The sequence below is a fragment of the Mycobacterium asiaticum genome, from assembly GCF_001668675.1.
In the GTDB taxonomy this organism is placed as follows: domain Bacteria; phylum Actinomycetota; class Actinomycetes; order Mycobacteriales; family Mycobacteriaceae; genus Mycobacterium; species Mycobacterium asiaticum_D.
Genome location: NZ_LZKQ01000149.1, coordinates 1 through 19,919, shown reverse-complemented (window position 1 = coordinate 19,919; position 19,919 = coordinate 1). Strand labels below are relative to the sequence as shown.

Here is a 19,919-nt window from a genome sequence, read left to right as displayed (position 1 = left end):
CCCGCCCCCCCCCCCCCCCCCCCGGCCCGCCCGCCCCCCCCCCCCACCCCCCCCCCCCCCCCCCCCCCCCCGGGGCCCCCCCCCCCCCCCCCCCCCCCGCCGGTGCCGTTCGCGGCGCCGGTACCACCGACGGTGTTCGGGCTGAGTCCGCCGTTACCGCCGTTGCCGGCCAGCCAACCACCCGCCCCGCCGTTCCCACCGGCGCCACCCGCGCTCAACGTGGTGGCCGCGCTGCCGCCGGCGCCGCCGACACCCCCGGTGCCCAATAGTCCTGCGGCACCGCCGTTTCCGCCCTTTTGGCCCGGAGCGCCCGATCCGCCCGCCCCGCCGTCACCCATCAGCCAGCCGCCGGGTGCCCCGTCGAGCCCGGACCCGGGCGCGGCATTGGCACCGTTGCCGACGAGTGGGCGTCCGGTCAATGTCTGAATGGGGGCGTTCACGGCATCAAGGACCGCCTGCAAGGGCGCGGCATTGGCCGCCTCGGCATTCGCGTAGGCGGTCGAGCCGGCCGCCAAGGCCTGGACGAACCGCTGGTGGAATGCGGCCGCTTCGGCGCTCAGAGACTGGTAGTTCTGCCCGTGTTCGGAGAACAGGGCCGCGATGGCCGCCGACACTTCATCCTGGGCCGCCGCCAGTATCCCGGTGGTGGAGGACGCCGCGGTGGCATGGACCGCTGCGACCGATGAGCCGAGCCTGGCCAAGTCCTCGGTTGCTGCCCCCAGCATGTCCGGTAGCGCAACCAAGAACGACATCAGATAACCCCTCAATCAAAGCGGTTCAGTAGTAAAACGCGCCTTCGCATTGCGGGTCACCATATCCCGGGCATGCCGACTTTTCTGCCCGAACAATCGCGCCGCGTCCAATGCTTCATCCACTTGCGGGCGGGGTTGTGCAATACTCCTGAGCCAAAATAAGGTTAGGGTAACCAAACTTAGGAGAGGTTCGGGTGACTCGTTCCGTGCCCTGGGATCGCCGATGACCGAGTGGATGGCCGTGCCGCCGGAGGTGCACTCGACACTGCTGAGGAGCGGTCCGGGGCCCGGATCGCTGGTCGCCGCCGCGTCGGCGTGGCAGGGGCTGGGCGCCGCGTACGCCGAGGTGGCGGCCGAGTTGTCCGCCGCCCTATCGGCCGTGCAGGGCGGATCGTGGCACGGACCGACCGCGGTCAGGTACGCATCGGCCCATCTGCCCTACCTGGCTTGGTTGACCCGGGCGAGCGTGGTCAGTGCGGTGGCCGCCGCGCAGCACGAGGCCGCGGCGGCCGGTTATTCCGCGGCGCTTGCGGCGATGCCCACGCCGGCCGAACTCGCGGCCAACCATGCCGCGCATGCGGCGTTGGTCGCGACGAACTTCTTCGGTATCAACACAATTCCGATCGCGCTCAACGAGGCCGACTACGTCCGGATGTGGGTCCAGGCCGCTACGGCAATGGCGGTCTATCAATCGGTCGCGGATTCGGCCCTGGCTTCGGTCGCACCGGCGGAACCGTCGCCCGACATTATCGCCGCGCCCGCGGCAGCGGTTACCACCCCACCGGCCGACCCCATCGAAGAACTGCTGGTCTGGTCCGACCACTTCACCGAGATGTACCGCGCGCTCAAGGGACTGCTGCTCAACCCGATTGGCACCGTGGTGCAACTGATCATCGACTTCGCGTCCGATCCTGCGGCAGCGGCGGTCACGTGGATGCCGCTGTTCTTCGTGTTCGCCTACGCGGCGGTCTTTGGGGTGCTGGGATCGCCGATGTATACCGCGGTCGCCGGGCCCGGACTCGGCGCGATCCCGATGATATTGGGCCTGTCCGCGCTGTGTGCGATCGCGGCAGCCCCCGCCGAACTGATCGCTGAGGTCCCTGCCGTGGTCGCGGGAATCCCGGAGGCGCTGCTGGTCGCGAGCACCGCACCGACGATGACGACCGCCGGTGCGGCGCCGGCGGTCAGCGTCCAGGCCCAGGTCACGACGGCCGCCGCCACGTCATCGGCGGCGCCGCCGCCTGCCGGGTCTTCCGGGTTCGCCTATCTGATCGGCGGGCCGGGGCCCCGCCCCACCCCCGGACCTTCGCTGCACAACAAGGCCACCGCCGGCGCGCCCGCATCCAGGATCGCCGCCGCCGAAAATGCGGCCGCAACGGCCACCGGCAGTGCGAAGGCCCGCCGGCGCCGCCGCCGCGCGGCCAAGACCCGCGGCTACCGCGACGAGTACCTCACGCTGGACGACGCCCCGGATTGCTCACCCGATAAGGCGCCCGTTGACGCCTCCGGTTCGTCCCTCGGCGCCGGACCACTCGGATTCGCGGGCACCGCAACGAAATCCGAAGTCCTTCGGCCATCCGGACTTGCCACTCTCATCGGCGACACGTTCATGGACGGGCCCGTTGTCCCGATGATGCCGGGCAGCTATGACCCGCTCGCCGACTGAGCGGATCACGTTCGAAGGTCGCCGGACGTGAGGGCCGGGAATCACCAGGTCCGCGGTTGCGGCCGGCCCCCACGCCCGACGACGGTCCTCACAGGATGTAGAGCATCTCCTGATAGGTCGGCAGCGGCCAGAGGTCGTCGGCGACAACACCTTCCAGGGTGTCCGCCGCAGCACGCACCGCCGCCATCGCGGGCAGCAGCTCGGCTTGGGCGTGCGTCGCCTCTTCGAGCGCCGAGCTCCCCGAGTGCTGCGCCAAAGCCGACTTCAGGGTGGACAATGCGGCGGTGAGCTCGGCGAGTGGAGCCGAAACCGCTTCCAGCGCAGTTGTTTCCGGTTCAATGCCGGCGGCCTTGAGGGTCGCGACGTTCTGGGCGAGTTCGGTTTGGTAGCGGATGGCGGCCGGCAGGATGACCGTGGTGCCCATCTCCAGCGCCAGTTTCGCCTCGACCGCGATCGTCAGCGCGTACTGCTCCAGTCGGACCTCGTAGCGGCTGTGCAGCTCGCGTTCGCTGAAAACGCCGTATTTTTCGAAGACCTCGACCGCCTCGGGCTTGATCAGCTCGGGGATGGCGTCCAGCGTGGTCTTGAGGTTCGGCAGCCCCCGCTCGGCCGCCTCGATCTGCCAGTTCTCCGAATATCCGTCACCGTTGAACACCACCGCGCCGTGCTCGGTGATGACGTCGGTGAGCAGTTTCTGCACGGCCGCGTCGAAGTCCTCGCCGTCCTCGACGGCTTGCTCAAGCACCGTCGCCATATAGTCGAACGAATCGGCCATGATCGTGTTCAAGATGATCATCGGCACAGCAACCGTCTGTCCGGATCCCGGTGCGCGGAACTCGAATCGGTTGCCGGTGAACGCAAACGGGCTGGTGCGGTTGCGGTCCCCGGGATCCGTGGGCAGCGGCGGTAAGGTGTCCACCCCAATGATCATGGTGCCCTTGCCTTTTGACGAAGTCGCCGCACCCTTGGCGATCTGCTCGAAGACGTCGGCGAGCTGCTCACCCAGGAAGATGGAGATGATCGCGGGCGGCGCCTCGTTGGCACCCAAGCGGTGGTCGTTGGTGGCCGAGGCGACCGATACCCGAAGCAGGCCGGCGAACTTGTGCACGGCACGGATCACCGCCGCGCAGAACACCAGGAATTGGGCGTTCTCGTGCGGCGTGTCGCCGGGCACCAGCAACGATCCCAACTCGGCATTGCCGACCGAGAAGTTGACGTGTTTGCCCGAACCGTTCACCCCCGCGAACGGCTTCTCGTGGAACAGGCATTCCATGCCGTGCTTCTTGGCGATCGTCTTGAAGACCGTCATCAGCAGCTGCTGGTGGTCGGAGGCGAGGTTGGCGCGTTCGAACATCGGCGCCACCTCGAATTGGCCGGGGGCGACCTCGTTGTGCCGGGTCTTGGCCGGTATGCCGAGTTTGAACAGCTCGCGCTCGGTGTCCATCATGAAGCCCAGGACACGCTCGGGCACCGCACCGAAGTAGTGATCGTCGAATTCCTGGCCTTTGGGTGGCTTGGCGCCGAACACGGTGCGGCCGGCGTTGATCAGGTCCGGTCGCGCCAGGAAGAAGTGCCGGTCGACCAGGAAGTACTCCTGCTCCGGACCGCAGAACGACACCACCTTCTCGGGATCGCTGTGCCCGAACAGCTTGAGTATCCGTTCGGCGTGCACACCCATTGCCTGCTGACTACGCAGCAACGGCGTCTTGTAGTCCAGCGCTTCACCGGTCATCGAGACGAATACTGTTGGAATACAAAGTGTGTTGCCGTTCGGGTTCTCCAGGATGTAGGCGGGGCTAGTGACGTCCCAACCCGTGTAACCGCGCGCCTCGAAGGTGCTGCGTAGTCCGCCGGAGGGGAAGCTGGATGCGTCCGGCTCGCCCTGGATGAGCGTCTTACCGGCGAACTCCGCCAGCGTCTGCCCGTCGGAGACGGGTTCGAGGAAGCTGTCGTGCTTCTCGGCGGTCAGGCCGGTCATCGGATAGAAAACGTGGGCGTAGTGGGTGGCACCCCTTTCCAGGGCCCAGTCCTTCATGGCCGCCGCGACCGAGTCGGCGACCGCAATGTCCAGCTTGGCGCCCTTCTCGATGGTCGCCAGCACCGACTTGTAGACCGACTTGGGCAGCCGTACCTGCATCTCGGCCTTGGTGAAGACGTTGGAGCCGAAGATCTGCCCCGGTGTTTCGCCCGGCACGAAGCTGATGGCCGGGGGGACGTAGGCCTCGACATTGTTGATCGCCTGCAGGCGGACCGCGTTTCCGCTCAACTGAGCTCCTTCGTACGGGGTCCGCGGTGGATCGGCGGACGCTGGACCGCCTCACCGTAGAGACGTTCGATGGCGGATTTGTTACGGCAGCATCAACGATGGAGCAGTATTGGTTGCGACCGTGAGACACGCCTGTCGAAGCGGACTCGAACGTCCAAGGGGGACTCGCGGTGCAGCAGCTGAGCTGGAGCGACGACATGATGCTGCGTGCCGAGGGTCCGGCGACGCCGCTGCAGATTCAGATGCTGCTGATTTACGACCCGTCCACCGCTCCCGGGGGCAGGGTGACATTCAAGGGAATCCTCGAGGAACTGGACGCGCGGCTGCATCTGGCGGAGGTTTTTCGGCGCCGCCTGACCGAGCTACCGGGCGGACTGCACATGCCGTACTGGGTCGATGATCCCAACTTCGATCTCGAGTATCACGTCCGGCACATCGGGCTGCCCCAGCCGGGCGATTGGCGGCAGTTGTGTATTCAGGTGGCCCGACTGCACGCGCGGCAGATCGACCTGCGCCGTCCGCCGTGGGAGATCACCGTCATCGAGGGCCTCAACGCCGTTCCCGGTGTGCCGAAAGGCTCCTTCGCGATGGCGCTGAAATTGCATCACTGCGCGGTCGACGGGATGGCGAGTGTGCAGATGATCGCGGCGCTGCACGATCTCGCCGCGGACGGCCCCCGCCCCGCGGGTCCGGACCGCCCGTGGCAGCCGGCACCGCTCCCCTCGACCTCGGATCTGCTGTCCCGCACGGCTGTCAACGCCGCGTTGCACCCGCTGCGGGCGGGCAGAGTCGTCCTTTCGAGTACGCCGAAGATCGTCCGCGGCCTGCTGGGTGTGCCGGGCAAGCTGGTCGGCGGCGTGGTGAGTAGCGTCGCCGAGGGCAGCAGGCCCTCGTTTCCGCCCAGGACCCGCTTCAATCAGACCGTGTCACCGCACCGGGTGTTCGAGGCCAGGTTTCACGATCTGGCTGATTTCAAGGCGATCAAGGCGCGGGTGCCGGGCGCCACCGTCAACGATGTGGCGCTGGCCTATGTCGGCGGCGCGCTACGCGAATATCTGGCCGGGCACGACGAATTGCCCGACGAATCGCTGGTTGCGGCGTGCCCGATTTCGCTGCGCGAAGCCGGTGACGAAAGGGGCAAGGGGAACATGCTGTTCGGCCGTCTGCAGGCGCTCGGCACCGATATCGCCGATCCACTGGAGCGGCTCACCACGATCGCCGCATCGACGGCCGAAAGCCGTTCGGAGTCCGAGCATTCCAGCAGGACGCAGCTGCTGGAACTGGTGGCGACGTTGCCGACGGCCCTGCTCGGGGTGACCGCGAAAGCCGCCAGCGTGCTTCCGTTCTCCGGTCCCACCGTCGCCAACACAACCGTCACGAACGTGCCGGGCCCGACCGTCCCGATCTTCTTCCACGGCGCCCGCCTGCTGCGTGCCGCCGGCCTCGGACCGCTGATCGGCGGCCTGAACCTGTGCCACGTGGTCGCCAGCTACGACGGAACGGTGTCAATCAGCGCGACCGCGGACCGCGATGCCCTGCCCGACCCGGCCAGGTACGCCGAATGCATGGACCACGCCTTCGACGAGCTGCTCGCCGCCACGGGGTGACGCCGTAGCGTGGTGACGTGACCGCAGAGAAGGCACCCGGCTCCGGTAATAGCATAGGGTTGCGGCGCAGCCTGGGTGTCGCCGACGCCGTGGTAGTCGGGTTGAGCTCGATGCTGGGTGCCGGCATTTTCGCCGCGCTGGCCCCCGCGGCCCGCGCCGCCGGCGCCGGCTTGCTGGTCGGCCTGGCAGTGGCGGGGCTGTTGGCGTACTGCAACGCCACCTCCTCGGCCCGGTTGGCCGCGTTGTATCCCGCATCCGGTGGCACGTACGTGTACGGGCGGCAACGGCTGGGCGAATTCTGGGGTTACCTGGCCGGGTGGGGTTTTGTCGTCGGCAAGACCGCCTCCTGTGCGGCGATGGCGCTCACGGTCGGGTGGTACGCCTGGCCCGCCCACGCCCACCTGATAGCGGTCACCGCTGTGGTGGCGTTGACGGTGGTGAACTACCTGGGCGTGCGCAAGTCGATGTGGGTCTCGCGGATCATCGTCACCGCGGTGCTGGTGGTGTTGGTGGGTGTGGTCGCGGCGGTGTTCGGCACGCACACAGGCGATTTCGCCGCGCTGACCGATTTCGCAGGTGTATCCGGCGGCGGGGTGCTGCAGTCGGCGGGATTGTTGTTCTTCGCGTTCGCCGGCTATGCCCGCATCGCCACCCTGGGTGAGGAAGTCCGGGATCCGGCACACACCATCCCGCGGGCGATCGGGATCGCGCTGGCGATCACCGTGGCGGTCTACGCCGCGGTTGCCGTCGCCGTGCTGATCGCGTTGGGGCCCGGGCGCCTGGCCGCGACGGCGCGGCCGCTGGTGGAGGCGGCGCGCGTGACGGGCCTGTCGTGGTTGCTGCCATTCGTCGCCGGCGGCGCGGTGCTGGCCGCGCTGGGTTCGTTGTTGTCGCTGATGTTGGGGGTGTCCCGCACCTCCTTGGCGATGGCGCGGGACGGCCATCTTCCGCGTCGACTGGACGCGGTGCATCCGCGGTTCGAGGTTCCGCACCGCGCCGAGCTGGCGGTCGGAGCGGTAGCCGCCGTGCTGGCGGCGACGGTCGATCTGCGCGGCGCGATCGGATTCTCCTCGTTCGCGGTGCTGGTGTACTACGCGGTGGCAAATGCCTCCGCGTTCACGCTGGGCCCCGACGAAGGCGCGCCACCCAAAGTCGTTCCGGTGTGCGGGCTGTTGGGTTGCGTGGTGGTGGCCGTCGCGCTACCCCTGACGTCGACGATCGCGGGCGCCGGAGTGCTGGCGCTGGGCGCGGCGCTGTTCTGGGTCCGCTCCCGGCGGCGGTAGGTCTTTGGTGAGGCTCCGCTTGCTGGCGCGATCCGCGCCGGTGCGGTTGGCTCTACCTCGTGGTTGATGAGCAGCTTGACGACGGACGCGGTGCGCATCCGGCCGAGCCACACGGCGACGGTGCGATGGACCGCCTCAATTGGTTGCGGGCAGCGGTGCTGGGGGCCAACGACGGCATCGTGTCGGTGGCCGGCATCGTGGTCGGTGTCGCCGGGGCCACCGCGCAGCGCGGACCGATCTTCACCGCCGGACTGGCGGGCCTGGTGGCGGGCGCGGTGTCGATGGCGTTGGGTGAATACGTTTCGGTGTCCAGTCAGCGCGACAGCGAACAGGCGCTACTGACCAAGGAACGTCGCGAACTGCTGCAGGCTCCCGACACCGAATTGGCCGAGCTGACCGCCATTTTCGAGGGCAAAGGCCTTTCGCCCGACACCGCCGCTCAGGTGGCCAAGGAACTGACCGCCCGTGATGCGTTCGCCGTACACGCCGAAGTGGAATTGAAACTCGATCCCGAGGAGCTGGCCAACCCGTGGCATGCAGCGGCCGCATCGGCGGCGTCTTTCATCGCCGGGGCGCTGCTGCCGCTGATGGCGATCCTGTTGCCACCGGCCACCTTCCGAGTGCCGGTGACCTTCGTCGCGGTGCTGGTCGCGCTGGGTCTGGCCGGTGCTGCCAGTGCCCGCATCGGCGGGAGCAGTGTGCGCCGCGCGGTGCTGCGGGTCGTTCTCGGCGGCGCCGCGGGTTTGGCCTTCACCTATGGTGTCGGCCACCTGTTCGGCACCGCGATCGGGTGACGTCAGTCGCCGGTTCGCGAGAACTGCACGTCGACCGTGGTGCTGGGGCACGACGTGCCCGTGATCTCCTCGTTGCCGTGACCGGTCAGCAATGTGATCGGATCCTCTGCCGGTTGCGGCAAGGCAAAGGGAACAACGATTTTCACGTGCGCCATGCCGCCCTTCCAGCATTTGGCGTCGAATTCCCGCTCGTAGGTCCAGGTTCCATCGCTGTAGAGCAGAACCATCGCGGTCGCCGGCGCGGTGTGGAACAGGGTCAGGCACCTTGCCCCGGTGCGAAGGCAGTCGGTGCGCGCAGCGAAATCCTGCTGCTCCTTGAACCCGTTGGGCTGGGTGCTGTTCTGCCGGTAATGACCGTGCACTCCGGCCGCCGGCGAGGGCACCCGCGCGGGCAGTGTGGCGGGGTCGGGCAGACTCTTGAGGTCGACATCGCCGGTGCGGGTGAAGGTGACCGCTCGTTTGTTCGTGCAGCCCTTGGCCATGGTCTGGATGGCTTCCCCGGAGAAGTTGCCGCCCGGAAGTGGTTGCAGGGTAAAGGTTTCCCAGACTTCGCCGACCAGGTTCCCGCAATTGGTGGAGCCGGTGCTGACCGCGACCCAGCTGCCGCCGATCTGGTCCAGCACCATCGTCGGCGCCTGCATCGTCTCACCGCTGACCCTTGACGCGGTCGCGACGCAACCGGTGGAACCGCAGACCGAACGCACACCCCACAACTCGGTGGTCGGTGTGACGGCGGCTTCGGCGGGCTGGTCGTCGACACCGGTGACCACCCCGTACTCGACCTGATAGACGCCGGTGAAGGGACCGGTGTTCGGCGGCGGTGCCGCGCTGGTCGGCGTCGGGTTGCCCGACGCCTGCGGGTGTGGCCGAGAGGTGAATTTGATGCCGGCGAAGACGGCGCCGGCAATCAGCAGTACCGCGCAGAGCACAGCACCGGCCAGCACACCGCGGCGCCTGCGCGGCTTCTTGTCGGAGTCGGGCGTGACCGCGGGCAGGGCCGGCATGGTGGCGCTGAGTGGCTCCGGTCGATACGTGATGCCGGTGTCACCCGGGATCTCGTCGGCGTAGGCGAATCCCGGGGCCAGTTGGCGGGCCAGGTGGTCGGTGAACTCGCGGCAGCTGGCGAAGCGGCGGGATGGGTCTTTGGCCATCGCCACGGCGAACACCCAGTCCAGGTCCGCCAGGTGCGGCCGAAGGACGCCGATGGACGGCGGCGGCGCGCTGACGTGCTGCGCGATCACCACCGCCGAGTTGGAGTCGCCGTAGGGCGGGGTTCCGGTCAACAGATGAAAAGCCGTGCAGGCCAACGCGTATTGATCGGTCCGGCCGTCGAGCGCCTCGCCCTTCAACTGTTCGGGCGCGGCGTAGTCCACGGTGCCCACCGTCATGTTGGTCGAAGTCAACCGGGGGGTCGCATCGTCCATGCGCCGGGCGATACCGAAGTCGGCCAAATACACCTGCTGCGGCTGTGCGTCGTCTTCGGCCAGCAGGATGTTGGCCGGTTTGACGTCGCGGTGCAGCAGCCCCCGTTCGTGGGCGTAGTCGAGCGCGGAGGCGACGGCGGCGATGATGGGCAGCGCCTCGGTCAACGGCATGCCGCCGGGGAACCTGTCCTTCATCAACCGGGCGGCGTCGGTGCCCGCGACATAGTCCATCGACAACCAGAACTGTCCCTCGTGTTCCCCGCGGTCGTGGATGCGCACGATGTGGGGGTGGTCCAGGCCGGCGGCCAACTCGGCCTCCCGCTCGAACCGGGCGCGATACATCGGATCGTCGCTGAACTGGCTGGGCAGGATCTTCAGCGCGTTCTCACGCGCGAGCCGCGGGTGCGCCGCGAGGTACACGGTCCCCATCCCTCCGGCACCCAGGACACGAATGATCCTGAAACCGGCGAACACCTGCCCGGTGGTCAGTATTTGGGGGTGGGTGGTGTCCACATCGGCCCCTTTTCTGTGCAGTAAGCGTCCTGGCGGTGCCGGCCAAGGCGACCGACACCAGTACCTTGCCGCCCAACGCTTGCTGCATCTAATGGAAATTCTTGCGAGATTCTTGCGTCAAGAGCTGCCTTCGCTGAATCCGAACCGCTGGTGGATGCGGGCCAGCGGCTTGGGAGCCCACCAGTTGAGGCGACCGAGCACGTGCATGAAGGCCGGCACCAGCAGCATCCGAACCAGAGTGGCGTCGGCCAAGACCGCGACCGTCAAGCCGAACCCGAACAGCCGCATGAACGACACCTGTGCAGCCATCAAGGCGGAGAAGGAGATCGCCATGATCAGGGCCGCCGCGGTGATCACCCGCGCGGTGTGGGCCACGCCCAGCGCGACGCTCTCATCGTTGGCCTGCGGGCCGAAGTCCGAGGCAAGCCAATACTCCCGGATCCGCGAGATCAGGAACACCTCGTAGTCCATTGAGAGCCCAAAGGCGATGCAGAACAACAACACTGGCAGCTGCACACCGAGCGTGCCGGTTGCGGCGGTACCCAGTCCGCCCAGGTGTCCTTCCTGGAAGATCCACACCAACGCCCCGAACGCGGCGGTCAACGACAGTGTGTTCATCAGCACCGCCTTGACCGGGAGCACCACGCTGCCGGTCAGCAGGAAGATCAGCAGCAGGGCGATCACCGCGATCAGCGTGAGCACCCAGGGCAGCCGCGAGGCGATCGCGTGCACACTGTCCCGATTGCTCTGTGCCACACCGGTCAACCACATTTGCCTGCCCTTGGGCGTGGGCACGGCGTGCAACCGGTCCAGCTGGGTGGTCGACGCGGCGGTGTACAACGGCGCGGTGGTGCGCACCGTCATGAACACGCTGCCGCCCCGGAGACCGTAGGGGGCCGAGGGCGGTCCGAATCGCCCGCCGTCGACGAAGGTCCCGCCCAGCGCGGACACCCAGGAAACATCCGGCACGCGGGACAGTGCGGCGGCGTATCCGTCGAGCTCGGCCGGACTCACGTTTTCGGCCCTGGGCAACACCACGGTGATGTCCGGAACGCCGCGCTCCGGGAAGCCATTTCGCAGTAGGTCGCCGACCTGGCGTGCCGAGGCGGAAGTGGGCAGTATCCGGTCGTCCGCGAACCCCCACTTCGCCCGGTGGAACGGCGAGCCGAGGAGCAACAGCAGCGCGACGATGACGACGCCGACCGGCACCGAGTGGCGCATCACCGATTTCGTCCATTCGTACCAGGAGCGGCCCTGCCAGGGGCTGGCCTGCTGGCTCGTCCCCCACATGATGCGGCGCATCAGGGGGCGAACGTCGAAGGCATCCAGTCGCCGGTCCAGCAGCACGATCGCCGCCGGTGTCACCGTGATCGCCGCCGTCGCTGCGAACGCGACCACCGCCGTGCCCGCATAGGCGAAGGACTTCAGGAAATACGGCGGGAACAACACCAGCGTGGCCATGGACAGCGCGACCGTCACCGCCGAGAACAAGACGGTACGGCCGGCGGTGGCCATCGTGCGCAGCAGTGCCGCCTCGCGAGACTGGCCGTCGGCCAACTCATTCCGGAAGCGGCTCAGGATCAGCAGCGTGTAGTCGACGGCCAGCGCCATACCCATGGCGACGGCGAGATTCAGCGCGAAAATCGACACGTCGGTGACCAACGCGATCGCACGCAGCGATGCCAGGGCGCCCAGAATCGCGGAGATCCCGACCGCTACCGGCAGCGCCGCCGCGACCAAGCCTCCGAAAACCCAGACCAGCACCAGGAAACTCATCGGCAGCGCCACCGACTCCATCAGGAACAGGTCCCGCTGGGTCTGCGCATTCACCTGCCAGTACACCGTCGCGTCTCCGCCCGCGCGCACCGTGACACCGTCGCGGTCACGCACGAGTTGCTCGGACAGGCGCATGGCGTTGCGTTGGGCGTCGCTCTCGCCGCCGGAGATGGCGGCCACGATCAGGCCGGTTTTGCCGTCCTTGCTGATGAATGCCGACACCGCTTCCGGGGGTGCGGTCCACGCCGACTGCACTTCGGATACGTCCGGCGAATTCTTCAATCGCGCAACCAGATCCGTGCCCACCGCGCGGGCTTGCGGCCCTTTCGCGCCGGCGGCGGAGGTCAGGGCGATGACCATGGTCAGATCGCCCTGGTCGAATTTCTGTGCCAGCAGCGCGGACGCTCGTGACGATTCGGCGTTGGGGTCGGTTTGACCGCCCGCGGACAGGTGCCGGATCACCGGTACGCCGAAGATCGCGGCACCGATCATCACCAGCACCGCGACGGCGACGACGCGGCGCGGCGCGTTGATGGCGAGGTGGGCGATCCGGGACAGCACGACGATTCCTTCCGCTCAGTGCCGCACGAGTTCGTGTTCGATGAGGTCGCGGTAGACGGGGGTGTGTAGGAGTTCGGCGTGGGTGCCGGTCGCCTGGATCCGCCCGTGCTGCAGGACGAGGATCTGATCGGCGTGGGTGACGGTGGACAGCCGGTGGGCGACGACGAGCAGGCTGCGCTGTCCGCGGGCTCGCAGCAGGTTGCTCATGACGTCGTATTCGTTGGCGCGGTCGAGGTGGGCGGTCGGTTCGTCCATCAGGATCAGCTCCGATCGGGACAGGAACGCCCGGGCCAGCGCCAGGCGTTGGCGTTGCCCACCGGAGAGGCTGCGCCCGCGCTCGAGCACCGGGGTGTCGAGTTGGCCCGGCAGCCGGGCGATCTCGTCGGCGATGTTGGCCTGCCGCAGCACCTGCCACAACTCGTCGTCGGCGGCATTCGGATCCGCGATGAGCAGATTGTCGCGAATGGTGCCGTGCAGCACGGGCGCATCCTGCTCGAGCAGCCCCAGCCGGCCGCGCAGTTCCCGCAGGCCGATGCTGCGGTAGTCACGCCCTTCCCAGCGCACGGTCCCGGTGCTCGGATCATGAAATCGGCACAGCAGTGCGAGGACTGTCGACTTCCCGGCGCCGGACGGGCCGATGAGCGCGGTGACCTGGCCGCGTTGCAGGACGAAGGACACGTCGTGCAGGACCGTGGCTGTCCCGGGTCCGTAGCCGAACGAGACGTGCTCGAACTCGACGAGCGGTGCGCCGGTCTGCGGTGCGGGTCGGGCGGCCACCGGTTCGTCGTGTGGTGAATCGCCTTCCGGCAGTTCGCGCAGGGTTGCGGTCAGGTTCTGATAAGCACCGGCCGCCGTGCGCAGGGTGGCGAGGGCGGTGAAGCCGGCGGTGATCGGAAACACCGCGTACATGGCGAACGCGAACAGGCTGACGAATTGCCCGGCGGACAATCCCCCGCTGGCGACGCGGCGCCCGTCGACGATCATGATCGCCAGAAATGAGCCAGTGACGCCCAACCGGATGGCGAGCAGGTTGATCGCGGTCGAGGAAGCGATGCGGACGCCCGACCGGTAGGCGGCCCGCGCGCTGTGGCCGATGAACGTCACTTCGCGGTCCTCGGCGCCGAACAGTTTCACGGTTCTTGCCGCGCCGAGGGCTCGATCCAGTCCGGCCGCGTAGGTGCCAAGCGCAACTTGACGATCCAGCGCGGCGCGCTGAATCCGGGACAGGAACGGATTCCCGGCCCCGAACGCAACGGCCATCACGACCACCACCACGACCACGGTGACCGGATCGATGACGATCATGAAGATTCCGGCGCCGAGCAGGGTCAGGATGCCGAACACCAGGTCACCGACGCCACGCGGCATGTCACGCAGCAGGCTCGTATCGTTCGTTGCGCGGGCGAGCAAGTCGCCGGTGCGGCCGCGGTCCAGAACGCCGATCGGCAGGCGCACCACATGATCGGTGAAGTCCTGTCGCAATCGCAGCACGATGCGCTCGCCGGTGCGGTCCAGGCGGAAGTGGCCCACCGCCTCCAGCAGCAGCTGTCCGGCGAGGGCGGCCAGTAACACCGCGGTCAGCGCGGCATCGGGCGAGCCCGCCGCGGCCCGATCGACCAGGTGGCCGGCCAGGACGGGCTGCAGCAGAATGAGTCCGGTCGCCCCGGCAAGTAGCGCAACGCTCGCCGTAATCGAAAGCCGGTGTCCACGAAGAAGGGTGAGCATCAGTCGAGCAGCCCGAGCAGGTGCAGGTCGGTGACGTACTGCAGGATGTTCGACGCACCGATGTGCGGAATATCTTGGTCAGGGCCGATTTTCGCCTCCCGTACGGCGGCGCGGAACCGGTCGGTCGGGGCGTAAGCGCCGCTGCCGGGCAGGAGTGGACGCGCGTCGGCGGGATGACGCATCAGCAGCATCGGTAACACCGAATGCCGGCGCCGTTCCTCCGGCAGGGCCTGTAGCGCTTCCTCGAACTGGCGCACCCACTCGCCGAAGTCGTCGACGCGGCGGATGGGGTGGCCGGCCTCGATCAGCCAGTCCACGTACTCGTCAAGACCGATGCCGTCGTCGTGTGGGTTCATCACGTGATACGTCCGGAACGCGGACGCCTCGGGCGACGTGACCGGCAGGCCCAGCGTGGTGATGGCTTCGGCGACGAATCCTGCCGGCACGCCGTCGAAGTGCGCGCTCGCCCGGTTGCCGAAGGTGTCGTGCCGATAGAACGAGCCGGGTGCGATGCCGGTGGCCAGGACGCTCAACACCATTCGGCTGACGGTGTCCGAGACGTTCACCAGGCCCGAGTAGGCGGGGTCGGCCAGGATCATCCCGCAGCGGAACACCGCGACCGGCAGGTTGCACAGGTCGTTGGCTTCGCGCAGCAGGATTTCACTGGCCCACTTGCTGTTCCCGTAGCCGTTGGCGGGGAGGGCATTGACGGAGCGGTGGGGGCTGATGATCCGGATGTCGGCGTCCTCGGTGAACCTGGCGGGTTCAATCTGGGTGCCGACGTCGGCGGTCGAGACGTAGACGTAGGGCTTCAGGGTGGTGGTGAGTGCAAGCCGCAGCAGTTCAGCGGTGCCTGCGACGTTGGGCCTGAACAACTCGGCGTAGGGCAGGGCGGCATTCACCACGGCCGCGGCATCCACGATCAGGTCGACGGTGGCGGCCAGTCGCCGCCAGTCCTGTTGGCCCAGCCCCAGGTTGGCTTCGGCTTTATCGCCCGCGATCACTTCCAGATGTCCCGCGGACAGTTCCCGGAAGTGCCGCAGCAGGTTTGGGTCACCGGTGTCATAGATCCGTTCCAGGCGCCGGCGGGCATCACCTTCGGAGTCGGCCCGCACCAGGCAGATCAGCGTGCCCCCGACGAGTTTGAGCCGCTGTAGCCACTGCAGAACCAGATAGCGCCCGACGAAGCCGGTCGCTCCGGTCAGCAGCACGGTGCGCACCTCGGCGCTGGGCCCCGGGAGCGCGGGCGCGCTGTTGCGCGTCGGTGCGTCGAGGAATTTGCCCAGCGTCAGGTCGCTTGCGTAGACCGTGGTGGGGTCACTGCCGTGTACGGCGCGGAACAGCGGGTCCTCCGCTGGCCCGGTGGCCGCCTTGCCGGCCAGGCCCCGTACCGACGGCGCGTCAAACAGATCGCGCACCTGCAGCCGAACTCCCAGGGCCTGGCTGACCGCGGCGATGAGCCGCATCGCGGAGATGCTGTCGCCGCCGAGGTCGAAGAACGAATCTTCGACGCTCACCCGGTCGAGCCCGAGGACGCGTTCGTAGATGTCGGCGATGACCCGTTCGGTGGGTCCCGCTGGGGCGACGTAGCGGGCGTGGTCGCTGTACTCGGGGGCGGGCAGCGCCCGGGTGTCGAGTTTGCCGTTGATCGTCAACGGCAACTCGTCGACGGCGACGACGGCGGCCGGAACCATGTAGGGCGGCAGCCGCTTTGCCAGCTGTGTCCGAACCGACGCGGAGTCGGCCGCGCCGGTGATGTAACCGACCAGCCGGGTCTCGCCGGGCCGGTCCTCGCGCGCGATCACCGCCGCCCGGTCTACGCCGTCGGCGCCGGTGAGGGCCGCCTGTACGTCGCCGAGCTCGATCCGGTACCCGCGGATCTGCACCTGGTCGTCGGCACGTCCGACGTACCGCAGCTGTCCGTCGGGTCCCCAGTAGCCCAGGTCGCCGGTGCGGTACATACGGGTCCCCGCGGCAAAGGGACAGGCCACGAACCGCGCCGCCGTCAGTGCCGCCCGGCGCCAATAGCCAACGCCGACACCGCTTCCGGCGACGTACAGCTCCCCCACCACACCCGGGGGCACGCGACGCAAGGCGCCGTCGAGCACGAACACCGCCGCGCTCGCGATGGGCGCACCGATCGGCGGGCCGCCGGCCGACCCGGCCGTCAGCGGCGCGCTCCTGCAGGCGTCGACCGTCGTCTCCGTCGGGCCATAGGCGTTGACCATCAGCCGTCCGTCAGCCCACTGGTTTACCACTGCGGCAGAACAACTCTCGCCACCGACCACCAGCGCCAGATCGTCCAGGCCGTACGGCGACAAAGCCGCCACCGCGGACGGGCTGTGATCGAGCACCGTGACCCGTTCGGAGACCAGCAGGTCGTGGAAATCGGTCGGCGAGGCCACGACCTGTTCACTGACCACGACCAGCCGGCCACCGCGCAACAGCGCGCCCCAAATCTCCCAGACCGAGACATCGAAGGCATAGGAATGACATTGCGCCCACACCCCGCCGCGCGGCAGGCAGGCGTCGAGGGAGCTCACCAACTCGACGATGTTGCGGTGGGTGATTGCCACGCCTTTGGGCGTCCCGGTGGTGCCCGAGGTGTAGATCAGGTAGGCGAGGTCGTCCGCAACCGGGTCCGGCACGCCGGTGCACGGGTGGGCGGCCAGTGCGGGGTCGTCGACATCAATCATCGGCAGGTCCTGCCCGTCGAGGCGATCCGCCAGCGCCGCCCGGGCGAGCACGGCGATCGGTGCGGCATCGGCCAGCATCAGCTCGACCCGCGGCGTCGGTGTCGCGGGGTCGATCGGCAGGTACGCGGCGCCGGACTTGAGCACCGCGGCAATGGCCACCACAGCCTCGATCGACCGGTTCAACAGCAGGGCGACACACCGTCCGGGTCCCGCATCGTGGTCAATAAGCGCGTGCGCCAACCGGTTCGACGCCTCATCGAGCTCCCGGTAGGTCATCGAGCGGTCCCCACAGCGCACCGCAACCGCGTCCGGTGTCCGCGCCACCTGGGCACTGAACGCGCCCGGAATCGATACCTGCGCCGGGACCGGGCGGGACAGCGCCGCCCGGTTCCCCCACTCGTCCAGTCGGGAACACTCATCGGCGCCGAGCAGGCTCACCGACGAAACCCGGATCCCAGGGTCGGCCGTGATCGTCGCCAGCACGCGGTGCAACCGATCGACCAGGAGATCGATCCCGGCGGCATCGAAGACGTCGGTGCGGAATTCGACCGTCCCCCCGATACCGGCGAGATCGCCTGCGGCCGTGAACCGTTCGGCGAGTGAGAACCCCAGGTCCATCCGTGCGTTGCGGGCCTCCAGCGGTACCGGCGTCACCCGCAGCTCACCCAGGTTCAGGTCGGGTACGGTGTTGTTCTGCCAGGCCAGCATGACCTGGACGAGCGGGTGGTGGCTTGGTGATCGTGGTGGGTTGATGCGCTCCACCAGAACTTCGAAGGGCACGTCCTGATGTTCGTACGCCTCGAGACTGCGCCGCCGAACCTGTTCCACCACTTCGGCCACGGTAGGGTCACCGGTCAGATCAACGCGCAGGATCAGTGTGTTGACGAAGCAACCGACCAACTGGTCGAGGGCGGAATCGGTGCGGCCGGCGATCGGGAACCCAACCGCGACATCCGAACTGGCGCTGAGCTTGGCGAGCAGAACCGCCAGCGCAGCCTGCAGCACCATGAAACTGGTGGCGTTGTGTGCACGGGCCGTCTCGCGCACCCGGCGTTGCAGTTCCGCAGGCCAATCGATCATCACACTGGCCCCGCGATAATCGGCAACCGCCGGGTAGGGCCGGTCGGTGGGTAGCTGCATGCGCTCGGGTATCCCCGCCAAATACCTTTGCCAGTAGTCTAATTGAGCCGCGATGCGGCTGTTCTCGTCGTCCGGGTCACCGAGGGTCTCGCGCTGCCACAGCGTGTAATCGGCGTACTGCACCGGCAACGGGCTCCAGCCGGGTGGCCGGCCCGCACACCGGCTGGCGTAGGCAACACCCAGGTCATGAGCCAACGGTGCCACCGACCATCCGTCCGCGGCGATGTGGTGTACCACGATCGCCAGGACGTGTTCGTCCTCGCCGACCCGATAAAGGATTGCCCGGAAGGGGATTTCATTGGATAGGTCGAACGGTTGCCGGACCGCGGCACCAATCGCCTGAGTCAGGCTGCTCGGCGGCCATCCGGTGGTGTCGACGATGGTCCAGCCGAACTCTGCGGTGTCGGCCGGTAGCACCAGCTGCTGAGCCACACCCGCCGGTGCGCTGTAAACGGTCCGGAGGCTCTCGTGCCGGGCGACCACGTCGGCTAGCGCCGCACCCAGGGCGTTGCTGTCGAGGCGTCCGCCGAGGCGCAGCGCCACTGCCATGTGGTAGACCGGCGAAGGTCCCATCAACTGGTCGAGGAACCACAGCCGCCGTTGCGCGAATGACAGCGGGATGGCCTCTGGCCGTTGCTGAGTGGTCAGCGGCGCTGCGGCGGCGCCCGCCCCGTTGAGGTGGTCAGCCAGCCGCGCGGGCGTCGGCGCGTCGAACAGGACCCGCACCGGCAGGCGGACTTCCAAGGCTGCGGCGATCGCGGTGACCACGCGCATCGCCGACAATGAGTCACCGCCCAGGTCGAAGAATGAGTCGTCGATGCCCACCCGGTGCAGCCCGTGTATCCGGGCGAAGATGCCGGCCAGGATCTCCTGCACCGGCGTGGTGGCGGCCCGGAAGCGTTCGCGGGGTTGATATTCCGGTGCCGGCAGGGCGCGGGTGTCGAGCTTGCCGTTGGCCGTCAGCGGCAGTTCGGTCAGGACCAGCACCGCCGCGGGGACCAGGTAGGCCGGTAACCGCTCGGCCAGTTGGGTACGCGCCGCTGCGGGGTCTACCGTCCCGGTGACGTAACCCACCAGGCGCCGATCGCCGGGTTGATCCTCGCGGGCGATCACTACAGCCTGCTGTACGCCGTCCAAGGCGGCCAACGCCGCGCGCACCTCGCCGAGTTCGATGCGGTAGCCACGGATCTTGACCTGTTCGTCGGCGCGTCCGAGGTAGTGCAGTTGCCCGTCCAGGCTCCAGGACACCAGGTCGCCGGTGCGGTACATGCGGCTTCCCGGGGCGCCGTACGGGCAGGCCAGGAACCGCGCGGCGGTCAGTCCCGCGCGGTGCAGGTAGCCGACGCCGACGCCCGCGCCGGCGACGTACAGTTCCCCGACAACGCCCGCAGGCACCTGCCGCAGCCACCCGTCCAGCACCAACAAGGCCGCGCCCGGCACCGGGGCCCCGATCGGCACCGCCCCGGCCCCGGCTCGCAGCGGCGCACTGGTGGCGGCGTAGATGGTGGTTTCGGTGGGGCCGTAGGCGTTGATCAGCACGCGCCCAGGTGCCCAGCGATCCACCAGTTCTTCCGGGCAGGCTTCACCGGCCACCACCACCGCGGTCGATCCCAGCCGTTGCGGGGAGAGCATCTCGAGGGCCGAGGGGGTTTGGCTGAGGATGGTGACGTTTTCGGTGGCCAGCAGGGTGTGGAAGTCTTCGGGTGAGCGGGCCAC

General features: G+C 68.2%; 10 protein-coding genes. 4 read left to right on the top strand and 6 right to left on the bottom strand.

Going from position 1 to position 19,919, the window contains the following annotated elements:
- Nucleotides 1-752 (bottom strand): PE family protein (locus A9X01_RS30495; protein WP_172832506.1); only part of this gene is annotated, 752 nt, incomplete at its 3' end.
- A gap of 223 nt (nt 753-975) precedes the next feature.
- On the opposite strand from A9X01_RS30495, the gene A9X01_RS13110 reads away from it, so the two are divergent.
- Nucleotides 976-2,418, top strand: a complete 1,443-nt coding sequence (locus A9X01_RS13110; protein ID WP_065121192.1) for a PPE family protein — start codon at nt 976-978, stop codon at nt 2,416-2,418.
- Nucleotides 2,419-2,506: 88 nt separating this feature from the next.
- Here the strand turns inward: A9X01_RS13110 and A9X01_RS13105 are convergent, their stop codons facing one another.
- A complete protein-coding gene (locus A9X01_RS13105; protein WP_065121191.1) occupies nt 2,507-4,684 on the bottom strand; it encodes a glutamine synthetase III family protein in 2,178 nt (725 codons plus the stop codon).
- 170 nt (nt 4,685-4,854) lie between these two features.
- Between A9X01_RS13105 and A9X01_RS13100 the strand changes: the two genes are divergently transcribed.
- The 3 genes from A9X01_RS13100 (at nt 4,855) to A9X01_RS13090 (ending at nt 8,368) form a co-directional block, all read left to right on the top strand.
- Nucleotides 4,855-6,291: a WS/DGAT/MGAT family O-acyltransferase gene (locus A9X01_RS13100; protein ID WP_065121190.1), complete on the top strand. Its 1,437-nt coding sequence runs from the start codon at nt 4,855-4,857 to the stop codon at nt 6,289-6,291.
- A 17-nt stretch (nt 6,292-6,308) separates the two neighbouring features.
- Nucleotides 6,309-7,574, top strand: a complete 1,266-nt coding sequence (locus tag A9X01_RS13095) for an APC family permease (RefSeq protein WP_065121189.1) — start codon at nt 6,309-6,311, stop codon at nt 7,572-7,574.
- Nucleotides 7,575-7,699: 125 nt separating this feature from the next.
- Complete coding sequence (locus A9X01_RS13090) at nt 7,700-8,368, top strand: VIT1/CCC1 transporter family protein (protein ID WP_081282364.1); 669 nt, start codon at nt 7,700-7,702, stop codon at nt 8,366-8,368.
- A 2-nt stretch (nt 8,369-8,370) separates the two neighbouring features.
- On the opposite strand, the gene A9X01_RS13085 is transcribed toward A9X01_RS13090, so the two are convergent.
- The 4 genes from A9X01_RS13085 to A9X01_RS13070 all read right to left on the bottom strand — a co-directional run.
- On the bottom strand, nt 8,371-10,305 hold the full coding sequence (locus A9X01_RS13085; RefSeq protein WP_065121187.1) for a serine/threonine-protein kinase: 1,935 nt from the start codon (nt 10,303-10,305) through the stop codon (nt 8,371-8,373).
- A gap of 117 nt (nt 10,306-10,422) precedes the next feature.
- Nucleotides 10,423-12,642, bottom strand: coding sequence for an MMPL family transporter (locus A9X01_RS13080; protein WP_065121186.1), 2,220 nt, complete (start codon nt 12,640-12,642; stop codon nt 10,423-10,425).
- Nucleotides 12,643-12,657: 15 nt separating this feature from the next.
- Complete coding sequence (locus A9X01_RS13075; protein WP_065121185.1) at nt 12,658-14,367, bottom strand: ABC transporter ATP-binding protein; 1,710 nt, start codon at nt 14,365-14,367, stop codon at nt 12,658-12,660.
- Nucleotides 14,367-19,919 (bottom strand): non-ribosomal peptide synthetase (locus A9X01_RS13070; protein WP_155772072.1); only part of this gene is annotated, 5,553 nt, incomplete at its 5' end. The genes A9X01_RS13070 and A9X01_RS13075, both read right to left, overlap by 1 nt.

Excerpts from the sequence above, each read along its gene's own strand:
- A9X01_RS13075 (WP_065121185.1), bottom strand. The coding sequence starts at position 14,367 with ATGCTCACCCTTCTTCGTGGACACCGGCTTTCGATTACGGCGAGCGTT.
- A9X01_RS13110 (WP_065121192.1), top strand. The coding sequence starts at position 976 with ATGACCGAGTGGATGGCCGTGCCGCCGGAGGTGCACTCGACACTGCTG.
- A9X01_RS13090 (WP_081282364.1), top strand. The coding sequence starts at position 7,700 with ATGGACCGCCTCAATTGGTTGCGGGCAGCGGTGCTGGGGGCCAACGAC.